14 protein-coding genes are annotated in these 15,893 nt (G+C 60.3%); 3 read left to right on the top strand and 11 right to left on the bottom strand.

Annotation, left to right across the window (positions count from 1 at the left end; all coding sequences use genetic code 11):
* Positions 1-2 precede the first annotated feature (2 nt).
* From C666_RS02330 to C666_RS02310, 5 genes are all read right to left on the bottom strand, one after another.
* Complete coding sequence (locus C666_RS02330) at positions 3-1,214, bottom strand: IscS subfamily cysteine desulfurase (protein WP_004333245.1); 1,212 nt, start codon at positions 1,212-1,214, stop codon at positions 3-5.
* Positions 1,215-1,270: 56 nt separating this feature from the next.
* Positions 1,271-2,434 (bottom strand): cysteine desulfurase family protein, encoded by a 1,164-nt coding sequence (locus C666_RS02325; protein ID WP_004333243.1) that lies wholly within the window; start codon positions 2,432-2,434, stop codon positions 1,271-1,273.
* A gap of 8 nt (positions 2,435-2,442) precedes the next feature.
* Positions 2,443-2,925 (bottom strand): Fe-S cluster assembly transcriptional regulator IscR, encoded by a 483-nt coding sequence (gene iscR / locus C666_RS02320; protein WP_004333241.1) that lies wholly within the window; start codon positions 2,923-2,925, stop codon positions 2,443-2,445.
* 129 nt (positions 2,926-3,054) lie between these two features.
* The gene (gene cysE, locus C666_RS02315) at positions 3,055-3,810 is read right to left on the bottom strand and encodes a serine O-acetyltransferase (RefSeq protein WP_004333238.1); all 756 of its coding nucleotides are present in this window, start codon (positions 3,808-3,810) and stop codon (positions 3,055-3,057) included.
* A gap of 159 nt (positions 3,811-3,969) precedes the next feature.
* The gene (locus C666_RS02310; RefSeq protein WP_004333236.1) at positions 3,970-4,704 is read right to left on the bottom strand and encodes an RNA methyltransferase; all 735 of its coding nucleotides are present in this window, start codon (positions 4,702-4,704) and stop codon (positions 3,970-3,972) included.
* A gap of 87 nt (positions 4,705-4,791) precedes the next feature.
* Here C666_RS02310 and C666_RS02305 point away from each other — a divergent pair, with 87 nt between their 5' ends.
* Positions 4,792-5,604 (top strand): inositol monophosphatase family protein, encoded by an 813-nt coding sequence (locus tag C666_RS02305; protein ID WP_004333234.1) that lies wholly within the window; start codon positions 4,792-4,794, stop codon positions 5,602-5,604.
* A gap of 13 nt (positions 5,605-5,617) precedes the next feature.
* Here the strand turns inward: C666_RS02305 and C666_RS02300 are convergent, their stop codons facing one another.
* The 5 genes from C666_RS02300 to C666_RS02280 form a co-directional block, all read right to left on the bottom strand.
* Entirely contained in the window at positions 5,618-6,706 is a 1,089-nt protein-coding gene (locus tag C666_RS02300) for an extracellular catalytic domain type 2 short-chain-length polyhydroxyalkanoate depolymerase (RefSeq protein ID WP_245603924.1), read from the bottom strand.
* Between the two features lie 102 nt (positions 6,707-6,808).
* Entirely contained in the window at positions 6,809-7,720 is a 912-nt protein-coding gene (locus C666_RS02295) for a hypothetical protein (protein ID WP_028792228.1), read from the bottom strand.
* A 42-nt stretch (positions 7,721-7,762) separates the two neighbouring features.
* Positions 7,763-9,259 carry a surface lipoprotein assembly modifier gene (locus C666_RS02290; RefSeq protein ID WP_004333229.1) on the bottom strand — a complete coding sequence of 499 codons (1,497 nt, stop codon included), beginning with the start codon at positions 9,257-9,259 and terminating at the stop codon, positions 7,763-7,765.
* Between the two features lie 92 nt (positions 9,260-9,351).
* The gene (locus C666_RS02285) at positions 9,352-10,272 is read right to left on the bottom strand and encodes a Slam-dependent surface lipoprotein (RefSeq protein ID WP_038000689.1); all 921 of its coding nucleotides are present in this window, start codon (positions 10,270-10,272) and stop codon (positions 9,352-9,354) included.
* Positions 10,273-10,333: 61 nt separating this feature from the next.
* Complete coding sequence (locus C666_RS02280; protein WP_004333225.1) at positions 10,334-13,414, bottom strand: TonB-dependent receptor domain-containing protein; 3,081 nt, start codon at positions 13,412-13,414, stop codon at positions 10,334-10,336.
* A 403-nt stretch (positions 13,415-13,817) separates the two neighbouring features.
* Between C666_RS02280 and C666_RS02270 the strand changes: the two genes are divergently transcribed.
* Positions 13,818-14,513: an aspartate/glutamate racemase family protein gene (locus tag C666_RS02270; protein ID WP_004333221.1), complete on the top strand. Its 696-nt coding sequence runs from the start codon at positions 13,818-13,820 to the stop codon at positions 14,511-14,513.
* 97 nt (positions 14,514-14,610) lie between these two features.
* On the opposite strand, the gene C666_RS02265 is transcribed toward C666_RS02270, so the two are convergent.
* Positions 14,611-14,886, bottom strand: a complete 276-nt coding sequence (locus C666_RS02265) for a DUF4242 domain-containing protein (RefSeq protein ID WP_004333220.1) — start codon at positions 14,884-14,886, stop codon at positions 14,611-14,613.
* Between the two features lie 638 nt (positions 14,887-15,524).
* Here C666_RS02265 and C666_RS02260 point away from each other — a divergent pair.
* On the top strand, positions 15,525-15,839 hold the full coding sequence (locus tag C666_RS02260) for a DMT family transporter (RefSeq protein WP_004333218.1): 315 nt from the start codon (positions 15,525-15,527) through the stop codon (positions 15,837-15,839).
* The last annotated feature ends 54 nt before the right edge of the window (positions 15,840-15,893 follow it).

Genomic DNA, 15,893 nt, shown 5'->3' with positions numbered 1-15,893 from the left:
CGTCAGTGCGCGGCCCACTGCACCGCGTCGAGATCGACGCCGTCCTTGTACATTTCCCACAGCGGCGACAATTCGCGCAGCTTGCCGATCTTTTCGTTCAGCAGGCCGATGGTGAAATCGATTTCTTCCTCGGTCGTGAAGCGGCCGATGCTGAAGCGGATGGAACTGTGCGCCAGCTCGTCGTTGCGGCCCAGCGCACGCAGCACGTAGGAGGGTTCCAGGCTGGCCGAGGTGCAGGCCGAGCCGGAGGATACCGCGATGTCCTTGATCGCCATGATCAGCGACTCGCCTTCGACGTAGGCGAAGGAAATGTTCAGGTTGTGCGGCACCCGTTGTTCGAGGTCGCCATTGACGTAGGTGGCCTCGATGCCGGTGAGCCCGTTCAGCAAGCGGTCGCGCAGCCCGAGCAAGCGCGCATTCTCGCTCGCCATTTCCTCGCGCGCCAGGCGGAAGGCCTCGCCCATGCCGACGATCTGGTGCGTTGCCAGCGTGCCGGAACGCATGCCGCGCTCGTGGCCGCCGCCGTGCATCTGCGCTTCGAGCCGCACACGCGGCTTGCGGCGCACGTAGAGAGCGCCGATGCCCTTCGGGCCGTAGGTTTTGTGGGCGGAAAAACTCATCAGGTCGACCTTGAGCTTGCCGAGGTCGATATCCACCTTGCCGGTGGCCTGCGCCGCATCGACGTGGAAGATGATGCCCTGCTCGCGGCAGATCTCGCCGATCTCCGCGATCGGCTGGACCACGCCGATCTCGTTATTGACGAACATGACGGTAACCAGGATGGTGTCAGGGCGAATGGCCGCCTTCAGCACATCGAGGTCGATCAGGCCGTTTTCCTGCACGTCGAGGTAGGTGGCTTCGAAGCCTTCACGTTCGAGCTCACGCACCGTGTCGAGGACGGCCTTGTGCTCGGTCTTCACCGTGATGACGTGCTTGCCCTTGCCCTGGTAGAAATGCGCCGCGCCCTTGATGGCGAGGTTGTTCGACTCCGTCGCGCCTGAGGTCCAGATGATTTCCTTGGCATCTGCCCCGACCAGCGCCGCGACCTGTTCGCGCGCCTCCTCGACCGCCTGCTCGGCTTCCCAGCCGTAGGCGTGCGAACGACTGGCCGGGTTGCCGAAATGCTCGGTCAGCCACGGGATCATCTTCGCCGCCACGCGCGGGTCTACCGGCGTCGTCGCAGAGTAGTCGAGGTAGATCGGGAACTTCAGCATTGCATCTCTCCGCAGAGGGGTTGTTTTGTTTTCATGTTTCGGAACGCCGTCGCGGTTCAGCCTGCGACCGACGCCAGCGTCTTCAATTCTTCGACCACGCGCGACAAGGTACCGGCGAATCGCCCCACCTCGTCCGCCGTCGTGCCATGGCCCAGGCTGACACGCACCGCGCCACGCGCCACCAGCGGATCGACGCCCATCGCCAACAGCGTGTGCGAAGGCTCGGGCTGGGCGCTCGAACACGCGGAACCGCTGGCGCAGGCGAAGCCCGCGCGGTCCAGCTTGCCGACCAGGGTTTCACCGTCGATGTTGTCGACGGCGAAAAATATCGTGTTCGGCAAGCGCTGCGCCGCCCGTGAAAACACGGTGGCGCCAAGCGCTGCCAGGCCGCTCTCGATCTCGTCGCGCAACTGCGCCAGGCGCTGCGCTTGCGCCGCGCGCCGCGCCGAGGCCTGCTCGCAGGCGACGCCGAAGCCGACGATCGCGGCCACGTTCTCGGTACCGGAGCGCAGGCCGCGCTCCTGCCCTCCCCCCGCGATCAGCGGCGCCAGTTCGACGCGCTTGTCGACCACCAGCGCGCCGGCGCCCAGCGGGCCTCCGACCTTGTGCGCCGACAGCGTCATCGCATTGACGCCCAACGCACGGAAATCCAGCTCCACCTTGCCCAGTGCCTGCACCGCGTCACTGTGGAACCAGGCGCCCGCCGCACGTGCCTCGACCGCGAGCGAGGCGATGTCCTGCAACACACCCGTCTCGTTGTTGGCCAGCATCACCGACACCAGCGCCGGCCGCGCCCGCAAGGCTTCGGCCCAGGCGGCCGCGTCGATCACGCCCTGCGCATCGACCGCGATCTCCGTCATGCTCCAGCCCGTCCGCCGCAACTGCCTGGCGGGTTCGCGCACACAGGGATGCTCGATCGCGCTGATCGCGACGGCGCCCGGCTTCAGACATGCGGCCGCGCCTTTCAGGAACAGGTTGTTCGCTTCCGATCCGCCACTGGTGAAGATCACTTCGGTGGCGTGCGCCCCCACCGCCGCGGCGACGCGCGCGCGCGCCTCGTCGATGGCTGAACGCGCCTGGCGACCATACTCGTGGCGGCTGGACGCATTGCCGAAGCGTACCGGCTCGGCCGCGCCCAACCACGGCAGCATGGCCTCGCGCACCTGCGCATCGAGCGGTGTCGTCGCGTTCCAGTCGAGGTAGACCGGGGCAAAACTCATCCCGACCCTCAGGCTGCTGCGACCTCGCGCACCTGCAAGGTGGCGCGGCGACGAATACTCTTCAGCACAGCCATGTCGGCATCCGGCTTCACCTTGCGCTCGACGAGCGCCTGCAGGGTGACGGAGTCGAGATAGGCATACATGCGCTTGTTCAGGTTGGCCCACAAATCGTGGGTCATACAGCGGTGCGCATCGTGGCAATTCTGCTTACCGCCGCACTGGGTGGCATCCAGCGGCTCGTCCACGGCAATGATGATGTCCGCCACCGTGATCTCTTCCATGGCGCGCGCTAGGCGATATCCGCCACCGGGGCCGCGCACGCTGTTGACCAGGCTGTGGCGGCGCAGCTTGCCGAACAGCTGCTCGAGGTAGGACAGCGAGATCTTTTGCCGTTCGGCGATGCCGGCCAGCGTCACAGGCCCGTCGTCCTGGCGTGCAGCCAGATCGATCATCGCCGTAACGGCGAAACGCCCCTTGGTCGTCAATCTCATCGTGTCACCTCTCAGAAACCGTAAGCCGCCCGCCGCAAGAGCGCCATGCGCCCTAATACCCGAACGTTTCGGTCAACTATACTTATCCCGACAAAAACGGTCAACTAATCGGCGGTACCGCAAACGGGCTCAGTCCACCATCCGCGACAAGCGCGACGCATCGAAATCGTCGCTCGCCTCGACCGACGAATCGAGCTTCAGGCCCGCCGCTTCGAGCCGGGCGGCCATCGCCTGCAGGCGGCGGTCGGTCTCGACGGCGTGGTCCAGCAGGCCATGCAAGGCCTTGGACACGGGATCATCCATGTCGCGGGTCACACCATAGGCGCTGAAGCCCATCTGTTCGGCTTTCTGCTCGCGCTGCACGTCGCGCTCGGCATCGATGATCCGCGCGGGGTTGCCGACCGCCGTCGCTTCCGCGGGTACGGGCTTCACGACCACGGCGTTCGAGCCGATCTTGGCGCCATCGCCGACGGTGAAGCCGCCCAGCACCTTGGCGCCGGCGCCGACGACGACCCCCTTGCCCAGCGTCGGGTGCCGCTTGGTGCCACGGTAGAGCGACGTGCCGCCCAGGGTCACGGCCTGGTAGATCGTGCAGTCGTCGCCGATTTCCGCCGTTTCGCCGATGACCACGCCCATGCCGTGATCGATGAACACCCGCCGGCCGATGATGGCCCCCGGGTGGATCTCGATACCGGTCAGAAAGCGGCTCAGATGGCTGACGAAGCGCCCCAGCCAGAACCACTGCCGGCGCCAGGCTCCATGCGCGAGGCGATGGAACATCAGCGCATGCACACCGGGGTAACAGGTCAGTACCTCGAACGTGGAGCGGGCTGCGGGATCGCGTTCGCGAACGCTGGCCAGGTCTTCACGCAGGCGACTGAACATTTTTCGGCGGACTCCGGAACAAGTTGATCGAACCAAGGAAAGCGGGCACGTGAACGGCAACTGCCATGCCTGAATTCCCGACGATTTTAATCGACTTAGTCACAAACTTGAAACGATCGCAATAAAACAGATAAGGCAGGCCGGCAGTGGCGGAAGGCCTCAGCGGCGCCGTTTGGGCTGCTCGAAAGTCGTCAGCATGCCGCGAAGGATGGCGACCTCTTCCTTCTCCAGGCGGATGCGGTTGAACATCCGGCGCATGCGCGGCAGCAGCCGCTTGGGGTTCTTGGGGTCGTGAAAGCCGCTCAGCGTCACGGCATGCTCAAGATGCGCCATGAAGCCCTCGAAATCGGCGTGCGTCGCCGGCTCGGCCTGCAAATCCTGCAGGGGCAGCGGCTGCAGTGCCGCCATGCGCAGCTCGTAGGCGAGCAACTGGACCGCGGCGCCCAGGTTCAGCGAGGAGAATTCCGCATTGGTGGGAATCGTCACCGGCATGCTGCACAACCCCACTTCCTCGTTGGTCATGCCACTGGTTTCATTGCCGAACACGAGCGCCACATCGCCGTCCACAGTGCGGCCGACGATTTCCAGCGCAGCGTCGCGCGCATGCATGCGCGGCAGTGACAACTCGCGCCGGCGCGCGGTCAGCGCCACCGAAAACACGGTATCGGCCAGCGCGCCTTCCAGCGTATCGACCACCCGCGCCGATTCGAGGATGTCCGCCGCCCCCGAGGCGCGCGCCGTGGCAACCTCATCGGGAAAAGCGGCCGGCGACACCAGCCACAACTGCCGCAACCCCATCGTCTTCATTGCGCGGGCAGCGGCGCCGATATTGCCGGGATGGCTGGTGCGCGACAGCACGACCCGGATACGGTCGAGCGCAAGGGGGCGATTCATATTAAAATTCCGCGTTTTCCGAATTCCGCCGGGCTGGCCGCACGACAGCGCAACGCAGCCCCGCTTCTTTAACCGAGACCGCCCCGCATGCATCCCACCCTGAACATCGCCGTCAAGGCCGCTCGCCGCGCCGCGACCATCATCAACCGCGCTTCCACGCAGCTCGACCTACTGGCGGTGCAGAGCAAATCGCCCAACGACTTCGTCACCGAGGTCGATCGTGCGGCCGAGCAGGCCATCATCGAAGTCCTGCGCGACGCCTTTCCAGGGCACGGGATTCTAGCAGAGGAGTCCGGCGAGTCGGGACCGCTCAATGGCGAAAGCAGCGAGTACAACTGGATCATCGATCCGCTCGACGGCACCACCAACTTTATCCACGGCTTTCCGCAATACGCGGTGTCGATCGCGCAAACGAAGAATGGCGTGCTCGAACACGCGGTGGTCTACGACCCGAACGCCAACGAACTGTTCACCGCCTCGCGCGGCAGCGGCGCCTTCCTCAACGACCGCCGCATCCGCGTCTCGCGCCGCACCCGCCTCAACGAATCGCTGATCGGCACCGGCTTCCCCTTCCGCCAGTTCGACAACGTCGATGCCTATCTGGGAATGTTCAAGGAACTCACGCAGAAGACCGCCGGCATTCGTCGTCCGGGCGCGGCCTCGCTCGACCTCGCCTACGTGTCCTGCGGCCGCCTGGACGGCTTCTGGGAAATGGGCCTGGCGCCGTGGGACATGGCCGCTGGCGTGCTGCTGATCCAGGAGGCCGGCGGCCTGGCGTCCGACCTGTCGGGCGAGGCGGGCTTCATGGCCACCGGCAACATCGTCGCCGGCACGCCGAAAGTCTTCGGCCAGCTGCTGCCGATCATCCAGGCCTACCGCCCGGCCGACATGCAAGCCTGATCAAAGCCAACTTTCAATCGGTAGCCGCGCCCTGCCCGCCCCTCGCGGGCGGCCCGGCGAGGCGGGCGAGCATGGCACGAATGGCACGGACCTGGCCGCCATCGCGCGTTGCATAGTCCGTACCGGTGTAGCCCCACCAGTCCCAGCACCCCTTCGGGTTATAGACCCAGCGCCAAGATCCCCACGCCAGGCCGCTGCGCGCCGCAGCCTGGGGGTACAGCACGATGATCCGGTTACCGTCGGCCCACTCGTTGTAGCCCGCCGTGTCGACGAAACGTCGCCCGATCTCGCCCTCACCCTGGCGGCAGCCATGCAGCGCGACGTGGACGCGGCAATCTCCCGCGCGGCACGCCTGCGGAACGTAGGCATACCCCTGCGCCGCCATGCTCAGCTCGAACGGTGCGACGCCGGTGAATTCGCGCTGATCGAAGGCGATCACATCTCCGGCGGGACGTTCCACGCGCGATTCCAGCGGGCCGTAAAGGTGCGCCAGCAACTCGCCCGCCGCATCCAGTTCGCCACAGCGATTGATGAAAGGCGGTGCCGAAATCTCACAGGCATTCGCGGCCGGATCCGCCACCGAAATCATCGCGTGCCCCGCCCCCTCGTACTGGACGTAACGGACGGCAGCCTGCGGCAAGCGGCTGCGGTAGAACGCCACCAGGCCGTCGACCACCGGTCGTTCGACCGTACGGTCCGCACTACCGGAAAACACCCAGACACGATCCTCTGCCAGCCCGGCAGGATCGTCGATGCGGCCTGCACGCGCACGCGCCGCGATGCGCGCCTCGGTATCCACCGCCGTCGGCACGCTGCCCGGTGTCGAAGGCTCCATGCAATTGCTCAGCGCACGCCACATGCTGCCTTCTGCGCACTCGTACGGACCGCCCGCGACCACCCCCGCCCCTTTCACCAAGCGCGAATGCGCAACCTGCAGCTGCACCGCCATATAGGCACCGGACGAAATACCCGACACCGTCACTGCATTCGCATCAGCCCCCAACGCCGGCAGCGCAGGCGCCGCCTGTGCCGAGCACGCAAACAGCAGACCTCCAAGCACGCCCACGGCATGCGTCAAACGCCCGACCCTTTGCTTCATCATCGGCTCCCAGCAGTGCAATGGCATGTGTGCATGGTATTACGGCGGAACTCGTCAAGTATCATCTGACGATGTACATGGCGAAAATTTGTCACGCTCCCCAGTCTAGCCGCCAGACTGGCGCTCCACGATGATCTGCTCGTTGGGAATGGCCAGTTGCCGGGTACCGTTCGCATCCGGGAAGGCCACTACCGTCATGTTGCCGAAGCCCTTGAACAGCACCGTGGTGCCGATGTAGGCCGTATAGCCTTCTGGAACGCGTGGGTGGCGACTGGCAAGTGCCTCCGGCAACAGCGTGGCGTATGGTGCCTTCACGTAGATGGCGGGGGCTTCGATGCGCACCTGGGCCATGCGCATGGCGCCTTCCAGAAGGTAGCCGAACGCTCCGCTCAAGAAAAGCGGCAGCAACGCCACCACGGCGATACCCATCAACTGGACATTCTTGTACTTGTTCACCTCTCCCGAACGCCGGAATACGTCCTTTTCCGGCATGGCAATGGCGCTAGCAAGCAAACGTTCTCCATGACGGAAACGCACACCGGCATCCCTTGCCGCCGAATAGAACAGGTAGAGCCCAACGGACAGCAGCGGAAGACCCCAGTAAAGCGTTACATCTTCCCGTCCCAGGTCCAGCACGAGCAACACCGCAAAAAGCGCGAAGGGAAGCGCAAACCAATTGAACCCAGCCAGCTCATAACCGGGTCTCACATCGGCACGGGTAATCTTGCCCCAGAGCCAGAAAATGCCCCTGAGCAGCGGCCTGACAATGAAGGACAAGCAGATCCCCAACGACAGCAGGCAGCCGACGAACAACGCATAAACCGCCCCGAAGCAGGCCGCGGCCAGCAGGAACAAGAGCCCATCTCCAAGCGATACCCCCTGCGGAAAATGATTAACGCGCAGCGCATAGATAACAACGCAGATACTGCCCAGACCGACACTGAGTTTGAATACTGCGCCTGCGAGCCTGACCAGGCTTTCAACGGTGGATTCGAGCGAGGAAATGACGGTTTTCATGGATTCTTGTAGCGGTGTCGCAACGTAACTGATGGTGGCGTATCAAAAATTTTTCTCGAGCTTCAGCACTACTTCGGTCTGGCGGTATTCGTAAGCCCAGTCGATGCTGCTGTCGTTGACCGTGCGCTTGAGATACAGATTGGGCGTTATGCCTTTGAACGCGAAGCGCGGCATGCCGAGATTGACGATGTAGATCTGCTGGTCGTCCTCGCGGCGCCCGCCCATGAGTTGGCTGCCCTCGTCGTTGCGGATATGGCGAAAAAGCGCGGTGGCGTTGATGGTGAAGCCCGCATCGAACATTCTGTATGCCCCCAGGTTGGCCATGTATTCCTTGCTGCTGGCAACAGCTTGTGGAAACAGCTTGCGGGTAAAGTTCAGACCGCCGTAAATCATTGTCTTGGCGTCGAGCACATTCGAAGCATAGAAGCCAAACTGATTTTCGTCGTAATTGTCGAAATACTGCCGTTCGCGACCCTGAAAGCGAAAGTGCTTTCGCTGCGCATTGACGCCGACCTGGGTATCCGGCCTTGGATTGTGCTTCCAGTCCAGACGCAAACCCACGGCCTGATAGCGGACGTGGCGGTTGCCGTAATGATGTTCGAACAGCGGCATCACCGAAAAATCATTCAATGCACTCATGTAGTTGTAGCCCGCGTAGACGATGCTGGTGCTTTCGTCATAGTAAGTGCTGGCTAACGTTGCGGTTGTGTCCTTGTGCTCATTGGGCAGCTTGCCGTAGCTGATCGCCCGCAGCAATGCGTTGTGGTGGCCGGAAATCTGATAACGACGGTTCAATGTCAAATCATAGGTAAACATGGAGGATTCGATCGGCTCGTCCATGCGACGCCTGGTGATCGCGCAGCCGAAGACCGGAATGCAGGTTTCCGAAACCAGCACCTTGCCGTTAGCCTGGTTGACGTTGCTACTGTAGCCGAGCCCCAGGGCCAGCGAACCATGCCAAGTATCGCGGTCGCGCAAGGCCCGCTGAAAACCTTCGATGACGGGACGAACCTCATCCGGAATACCGCTGGTGGAAACCTGGTCGAACAAATCCCTGGCTTCTTGCGACTTGTGATCCTCGAAGTAGACACGTGCCAGTTCCAGCCTGGCACGCGCGAAATCCGGCTTGGCCGCCAATGCGGCATTGAGCTTGTCGCTGGCTGCGCGATAGTCTCTGTTCTCTCGGTCCAGCATTCCTTCGGCTAATAGCACGAGCCCTTCCTCATGCCCGGACAAACTGCGGTACTTTTCTACAAACTGCCCCACCTTGTGCCACTGCCGCAGGTTCATCGAAACATAAATGGCCGGCCCCAAATCTTCCAGCGTATTCTCGACGTGATAAGTCGTCTCGCCAATGGTGATCAAGGATCCCGGATCGATGCCAGGCGGCGTATCCTCCACTAAGTGAGAGCGTTCCCTTACCGCCGTGCTGCGATCGATCTTGTTAAGCAGCAGGCGGGTATCGTCATCGTCAGCCAGGGCGTGAATCGGAAGCATGACAGCCAAGAAGAAAATGGCCATGATCGGGCGTTGAAACATATGAATCAGCCTTGCCGCTGAAACCGATTTAAATTCGAAAGAAACAAGGGGGACTTGCCCCCCTTGTTCCCACTACACCTGGATGGCCAGAATTACGGGTTGTTGAGCGGCGTTACTCGCGCACCGCCGAACGCCATATCATATGCGACGCTACTTCCATCCTTGTAGTAGCCGGCCAAAGCAGCCGCAACATCGGTACCGGCTGCATTGTTGTAGAAGCGCCCGGTGATGGCCCCATCGCTACCTGCAGCAGCCCTGGAGAACGTGCCATTCGAAGCGATGGTAGTGCCGGCGAAATCGACATAGCCGACCGTACCGCTCAGCGTGTTGCCATTGCCGGCACCATACTGAGCGGTCAGCGTGCCAGTATGCACACCAGCCTGGGTTCCGGGGTTGTATTGAACAATACCAACGACATCGTACTGGGCATTCACCATGACTGGCGTAGTCGTAGTTGGATGCTCGCCAACATAGAAAACTGTGCGCCTCGAATCATTCATGTTCAGATTCGTGTCATTCCCCGTTCCGGTATTGGAGCCTTTGGGAGCCCACTCGCCAAAATAGACTTCATGCCCGGAAACTTTGGCGACGACCTCGCCACCGAAGTGAGGGAATGTCGGAAGCGGGTTGCTGATCTGGCGATAGGCATAGATCTCCGTCCCATAAGCTGCATTCGCCTTCCATGTCTGGGCCATCTGAATGAGTCCACTTGAGCCGGGGATATAGATGTAGTAATACGGCCCTGATTGTGTCGAATAAGCATAGTTCGTCTGCATGATCGGGCCGCCCGCGAAGCTGACAATCGCGGACTGGTCGCCAGGATTGGTTGTTGGCGGGTTGGTGCCTGGCATCGAGATGCCTACACCAGTTCCCATCGATGTCCCGATACCCGTATTGACATAATCAGTCGATGCGCCGCCATAAGGAGACACCGTCTGAGCCAGCGCGGATGCCGACACGATCATCACTGCCGAAGCAATGGCAAGTTTCTGGAAATGCATGGTTTTCATCATTTCAATCTCCGGTTGGTCGAGAACGGACGTTTTTTCTAAAACGGCCAAAAACTGAATCTGCTCAGAATCTTGCCGTCATGCCCACCCTGATCGTGCGGCCAGGCGCGGGCTGACTGACGCGCGCCATCGGGTCCAGGTAATATCGGTTGGTCAGGTTGGTGACGGCGACATCCAGATCGATGTTCTTGTCCAGCCGGTAACTGGCATAGGCGTCGAACACGAGAATCGGATTCCAGTAATTGGCACGATTTAGACCCCAGCCAATCTGACCGAACTGCGCCTCGTCCTCATTGCTGGCTTCGCTGTGATAGACAGCGCGCGTGCCGAACTGCAGCTTCCGCTCCAAAAGGCGGGCGCCAAGATCAAGATTGACTGAATATTTGGGCTGCAGGGCAGTCCGGGCAAAAGTCCGCGGAAACCCGCCGTCGATGCACGCTGAAATCCGTCCGCCAATCGGATCAAGATAAGAGGCGTAATCCTTGTCGCACAATTCCTGCTTGAGCCGATAAGTGGCGCCGAAATTGGCGAAATACTTCCCGCTATCCGCCCTGGCCTGCACCTCGATCCCCGACAGCTTCTTTTCCGCGAACTGGACGATGTTGAAACTCCAGTCCCGGTCAATATAGTCCTCGATGCGGTTGTTGAAATAATTTAGTCTAAAATCGACATATTCTATATTTTCAAAATACCCTGAAAGATTATGAACGTAGCCAACCTCCCAGTTGTAAGCGTGCTCTGGCCTGCCTGCGACTCCGGTCGAGCGCTTATTTCCTCCAGCCAAAGCCATGGAGGATTCGAATACGCTGGGAAATCTGACAAACTCGCTATACCGCGCATACAAGCGGATGTTGTTGGTGATAAATACAGTCATACCAAGATGCGGGACCCAGGCGTGATCTTTCACCCTTTTGGGGAGCGCCCATTTTTTTTCAATTGCTGGCTCGGGCCCATAAACGATATTTCGCCCCCCCATGACGTAGCGTTTTGCACTACCGGCCTTGCCTTGGGCATTTTCAACTTGCTCGTTCGGATCGAAAATACCATTCATAAAAGGATTTATTTCGGCAAACCCCTTGTGATTCCCTGAATATGGAACGGAAATCGTCTCAGATTCCGATGAATACCAGTATCCGTCCACAACATACCTGTATGAAGAATTGGCAAATGTTTCAGCATCAGGATACTCACCCAGAAAAGCTTCAAGCTGACCCGGGAAAAACTGCTGAATGCGTGCAAGCTGTCTGCCATAATTTCCGTAAAGATATTCTTTTTGCGCAGCAACCTCGTCATCACTCATAATCCGTTGATATCTATATTCCATCGCAGTTATTTCTGGTTGAACGGCCCAACTGACATCACTTTTATTACGCCGCTTCTCCGCAAGCTTGTCGTCGAACGACCAGTAATCGCTGTAGCGCATGCCAGCATTCACCTGCAGCCAGCCAACGGGCCGCCAGTCGAAATTGAACCCGGCATTCCATTGCTGGCGCGTGCCGGAACGCGGCCCCATGTGATTGACGCCCCAGGTCAGCTCCGTCAGGACCTGGTTTTCCGAAGCATCCCGCTGCCTCAGTTTTTCCCGGGTGTAATCGCCGTGTATGGCAAGATCCAGGGTCGGATGCAGCCGCATGCGGTTGCTCAGATTGAAGCCGGTGCGGCGGTGATCCGATATTTGCAGTGCGCTTGCCTGCACGTTGAAACGGCCATCGTCATTGGGCAGCTTTTCTGGCGGAGTGCTGGAAACACCGACGCAGTTCTGATGCGGCGTATGCAGGACATGGCAATGGGTATAGCGGTCCCAGGCCTGGTCGAAATCACCAATTCCAAAGGCATCGTTGCCATTCTGATGGCGCCTGCTGTCGTTCTGCGTCATCCACAGACCTGCTTCCAGATCGACCCAGGGGTTGTCCGCAGGCTGCCATGTGTAGCCGATATTGAAATTGTCCTGCCTGATTTCGCTGTAGGGCACGTCCATGTTCCGTTGTTTGCTTCCATCACTGTCCACGATCGCCCGGATAATCATCCACGGAATCGATTCGCCGAACTCATGCTTGGTGCGCATGAAACCCAGTTTCAGCGTCTGGTCGTGCGGCAGGCGCAGCGTGCCTTTCAGCAGCGTGGATTGCTGGTCGCTGGACGTGTTCTTGACTTCATCGCCGGGCTGGTAATAGCGTGCGATGTACGAAACACTGGGCACCCCCGAGACACTGCCGACGTTCGCGTCGCGCTCGGCATCCTCCCGCCAGGAATCGGTTTCGTATTTGCTGCTGCCTTTCTTGCCGCTGAAATAATTTCCGCGTTTGCGGTCGCTATGAGCCATCAGCAAATCGAAGTGCTCCTGCTTGGTGGCGATCGCCAGACGAAAAGCCTTGTCGTCGAAACTGAAGCTCCTGCCGCCATTGCCCTCCTTGGGGATCTGGCTCCGACCCGGCAGGATGAGACCGTTGGTAAATGACATATTGTTAGCCGCGCCTGGAATATCCCGATAATCCCTGCCGAAATAACCAAAGGTGCTTTCGTTCGGCTTGACGGAATTGGTGGATGTTTCGGCCTTGAATTCGATCCCGAAGCGCTCGCCAGGCTTGACGATGTCGTCCGGCTCCAGCGTCCTGACCTGTACCGAACCGCCGATGCCGCTGACGGGCGAAGTCAGCGACGGGCCTTTTTCTACCGTGATGCCGCCGATCATGTTGGGATCGACGTAGTTGCGGTTCGAGACCCCTGCCGGCCCCATCCATACCGAGGTTGCCTGCTCCGTGCCATCCACGATCACGGGAATCCGCCCTTCCCCCTGAATACCGCGGATGTTCGGGTCCAGAGCGCCGCTGTTGCGCGCATCGCCGCTGTAGACGCCATTCATTCCCTTGAACACGTCGGCGGCCGCGCTGCCCTTGTAGCGCTCGATCTCTTCCTTGCCCTGGTAAACATTGACGACGTCCTTGTCGAATACGTCGTTCCTGCCCTGTTCGTCCCGCTTCTCGTGCTGCCCGATTACCGTGACGCTCTTCATTACCGTTGCGTCGTCTGGATGCCCGCCTTGCGCCTCTTCGCCCAGCTTCCCTTCTCCGCTCGCCTCCACCACCGCCGTGCCTTGGTTGGCATAGGCGACAGCGCCCTGCAGCAGTGCAAGTCCGATACACACGACCAGTGGCCGCAACCTGGGGGTAAGGGATGAACTTGTAGTTATGGGTAGCATGACGAACGACAACCTTTACTTTTGGCAGCGGGCCGGATGCATGTCTGTTGCAGGGCTCCGCCGGTGGCGACCTATGCCGGGCCTTGTCCCCACGAGCCTTTCGTTGCAGTACGCCCTGTCGTTACTTGGGCTTAGCCGCCGCCTGCTCGTGGGGGTGATCCAGCACTCCTTTTACGGCTCTTATGCTATCCACAAATGAGAATGAGTCTTAAGTAGATTTCTATGCGAAGGGCACGAAAATCTATGCAGGCATGCGATGTGATGCCATATCAATAGAAAGACCGCGGGGAAGCTACAAGATGACGCTCATGGGATAATTCATGCCCCACAACTTCCGGGGCTACGCCTCATGAAAACCATCGGTCTCCTGGGCGGCATGAGCTGGGAATCCACCGTGCCCTACTACCGCCAGATCAACGAGGCTGTGAAGGCCAGGCTCGGCGGGTTGCGCTCGGCAAAGATCGTGCTCTACAGCGTCGATTTCGGCGAAATCGAGCGCCTGCAACACTGCGGAGATTGGGAAGCGGCCGGAGCCGTACTGGCCGATGCGGCGCAGGCGCTGGAGCGTGCCGGCGCGGATTTCATCGTGCTATGCACTAACACCATGCACAAGGTGGCCCCCGCCATCGAGGCCACGGTAAAGATTCCGCTGCTCCACATCGCCGACCCGACCGCGGCCGCGATACGCAACACCGGCTTGTCCCGCATCGGCCTGCTTGGCACGCGATTCACGATGGAACAACCGTTTTATCGGGGTCGCCTGGCAGAACACCACGGCATCGAGGTGCTGATCCCCGAGCAGGACGAGCGTGACCTGGTGCATCGTGTGATCTATGAAGAACTCTGTCTCGGCCGCATCGAGGACGCTTCGCGGAAGGTCTACCGCAACGTGATGCAAGGCCTCGCCGAGCGCGGCGCGCAAGGCATCATTCTGGGTTGCACGGAGATCTCGATGCTGGTGAGCGAGCAGGACGCGGGGGTTCCGCTATTCGATACCACCGCGCTTCATGCTGCCGCAGCGGCGGAAGAGGCGTTGCGTTGCTGATATTGAGCGGTGTTTGCTACATCGGGGAAGGCACCAAACCCAGCGGACGGACAGAAGCCTTGGCTTCCTGGCCGTCCGCTGGCATCGTCAGGCTGCTTTAGCCATTCGCCGTGGAGGGGTCGATGACTGCGCTGATGGGCGTGATCTTATTGGCAGGAAAACCCGATTTCTCTGCGTGCTCTCGAATGAGCTGTTCGCTCGGTGCGTTATATACGCAATAGATCTTGTCGCCAGCCACATAGCTGTGAACCCATTGGATGTCCGGGCTCATATCCGCCAGGACCGCATTGGAATGCTTGGACGCGTCGCGAAGTGCCTGAGCCGACATGTCTCCGGCCCCGCTTATTTCACGCTCAATCAGGTACTGGGTCATTGATTGTCTCCTAATATTTCTTGAATTATCGTCTAACGAAAAGCGCCAAACAAAAGCAAGCGCGGCTTGCCAGGGATTCGGCGGATTGATTTCAAAGAGCTTCCTATGTACCCCTACCCCGCTTACCGGAGAGCAAAGCACAACACTGCATTGCGAACCAAATTGAACGCGATCTTAGTGGATGAAGGGAGGCCCGCACGGATGGTACGACGATTGAAGGACTGCTTCAAGCCGTATTCAAGAAATTGCATCGACGATCGTAACCCCATGAAAAAACACTGAAAACCAGTATTGTGCTGTCCACAGCATTCCCAATGCCGCTCAACTCTTCCTCAAAAACCATTCGGATGGTATAGAAACCATCCTTCGGCACTTCCTGGTCTGCGCTCCTGGGCGCTGTCGGCCTATCCTTGCCTCGCCTTCTACGTCGAACGGCCGGATCACATAGATGTCTGGCGTGTGCTGCACGGCCAACGCAACATTCCCGCCCGGATGCAAGCCCTGGACGTCTTCGCCTGACGCAACTGACCGGTATCCCGGTTTTTTTCCGATGAGGTATCATTCGCATCGAGGACGACCTCAGCCTGCGGGCCATCTACCGTCCGGGACGACCCGGCTCTTTGATATAGGAGAGCCATATGGCTTGGATTTTCTTGGCCGTTGCAGGTTTGCTCGAGGTCATCTGGGCTTACACGATGAAGCTGTCGGACGGCTTCACCCGGCTGGGCTATTCCTCCATCACCATCGTGGCTATGATCGCCAGCTTCGGGCTGCTGTCGGTTGCGATGAAATCCCTTCCGCTCGGCACGGCCTACACCATCTGGACCGGTATCGGGGCTGTGGGCGCATTCGTCGTCGGCATCGTTGTGCTGGGCGAGGTTGCCAGCCCGATGCGTATCCTTGCCGCCATCCTGATTGTCGGGGGTCTGGTGTTGATGAAGCTCTCGTCCTGAGCCGGTACCTCTGCCATGGCCAAGGGCAGCCCCTTCCAACCTGAGCGGCAATTG

Source organism: Thauera linaloolentis 47Lol = DSM 12138, assembly GCF_000310205.1.
Lineage (GTDB): Bacteria > Pseudomonadota > Gammaproteobacteria > Burkholderiales > Rhodocyclaceae > Thauera > Thauera linaloolentis.
Note: the sequence above shows the minus strand (reverse complement) of the source record. Positions and strands in the feature narration are given on the sequence as shown.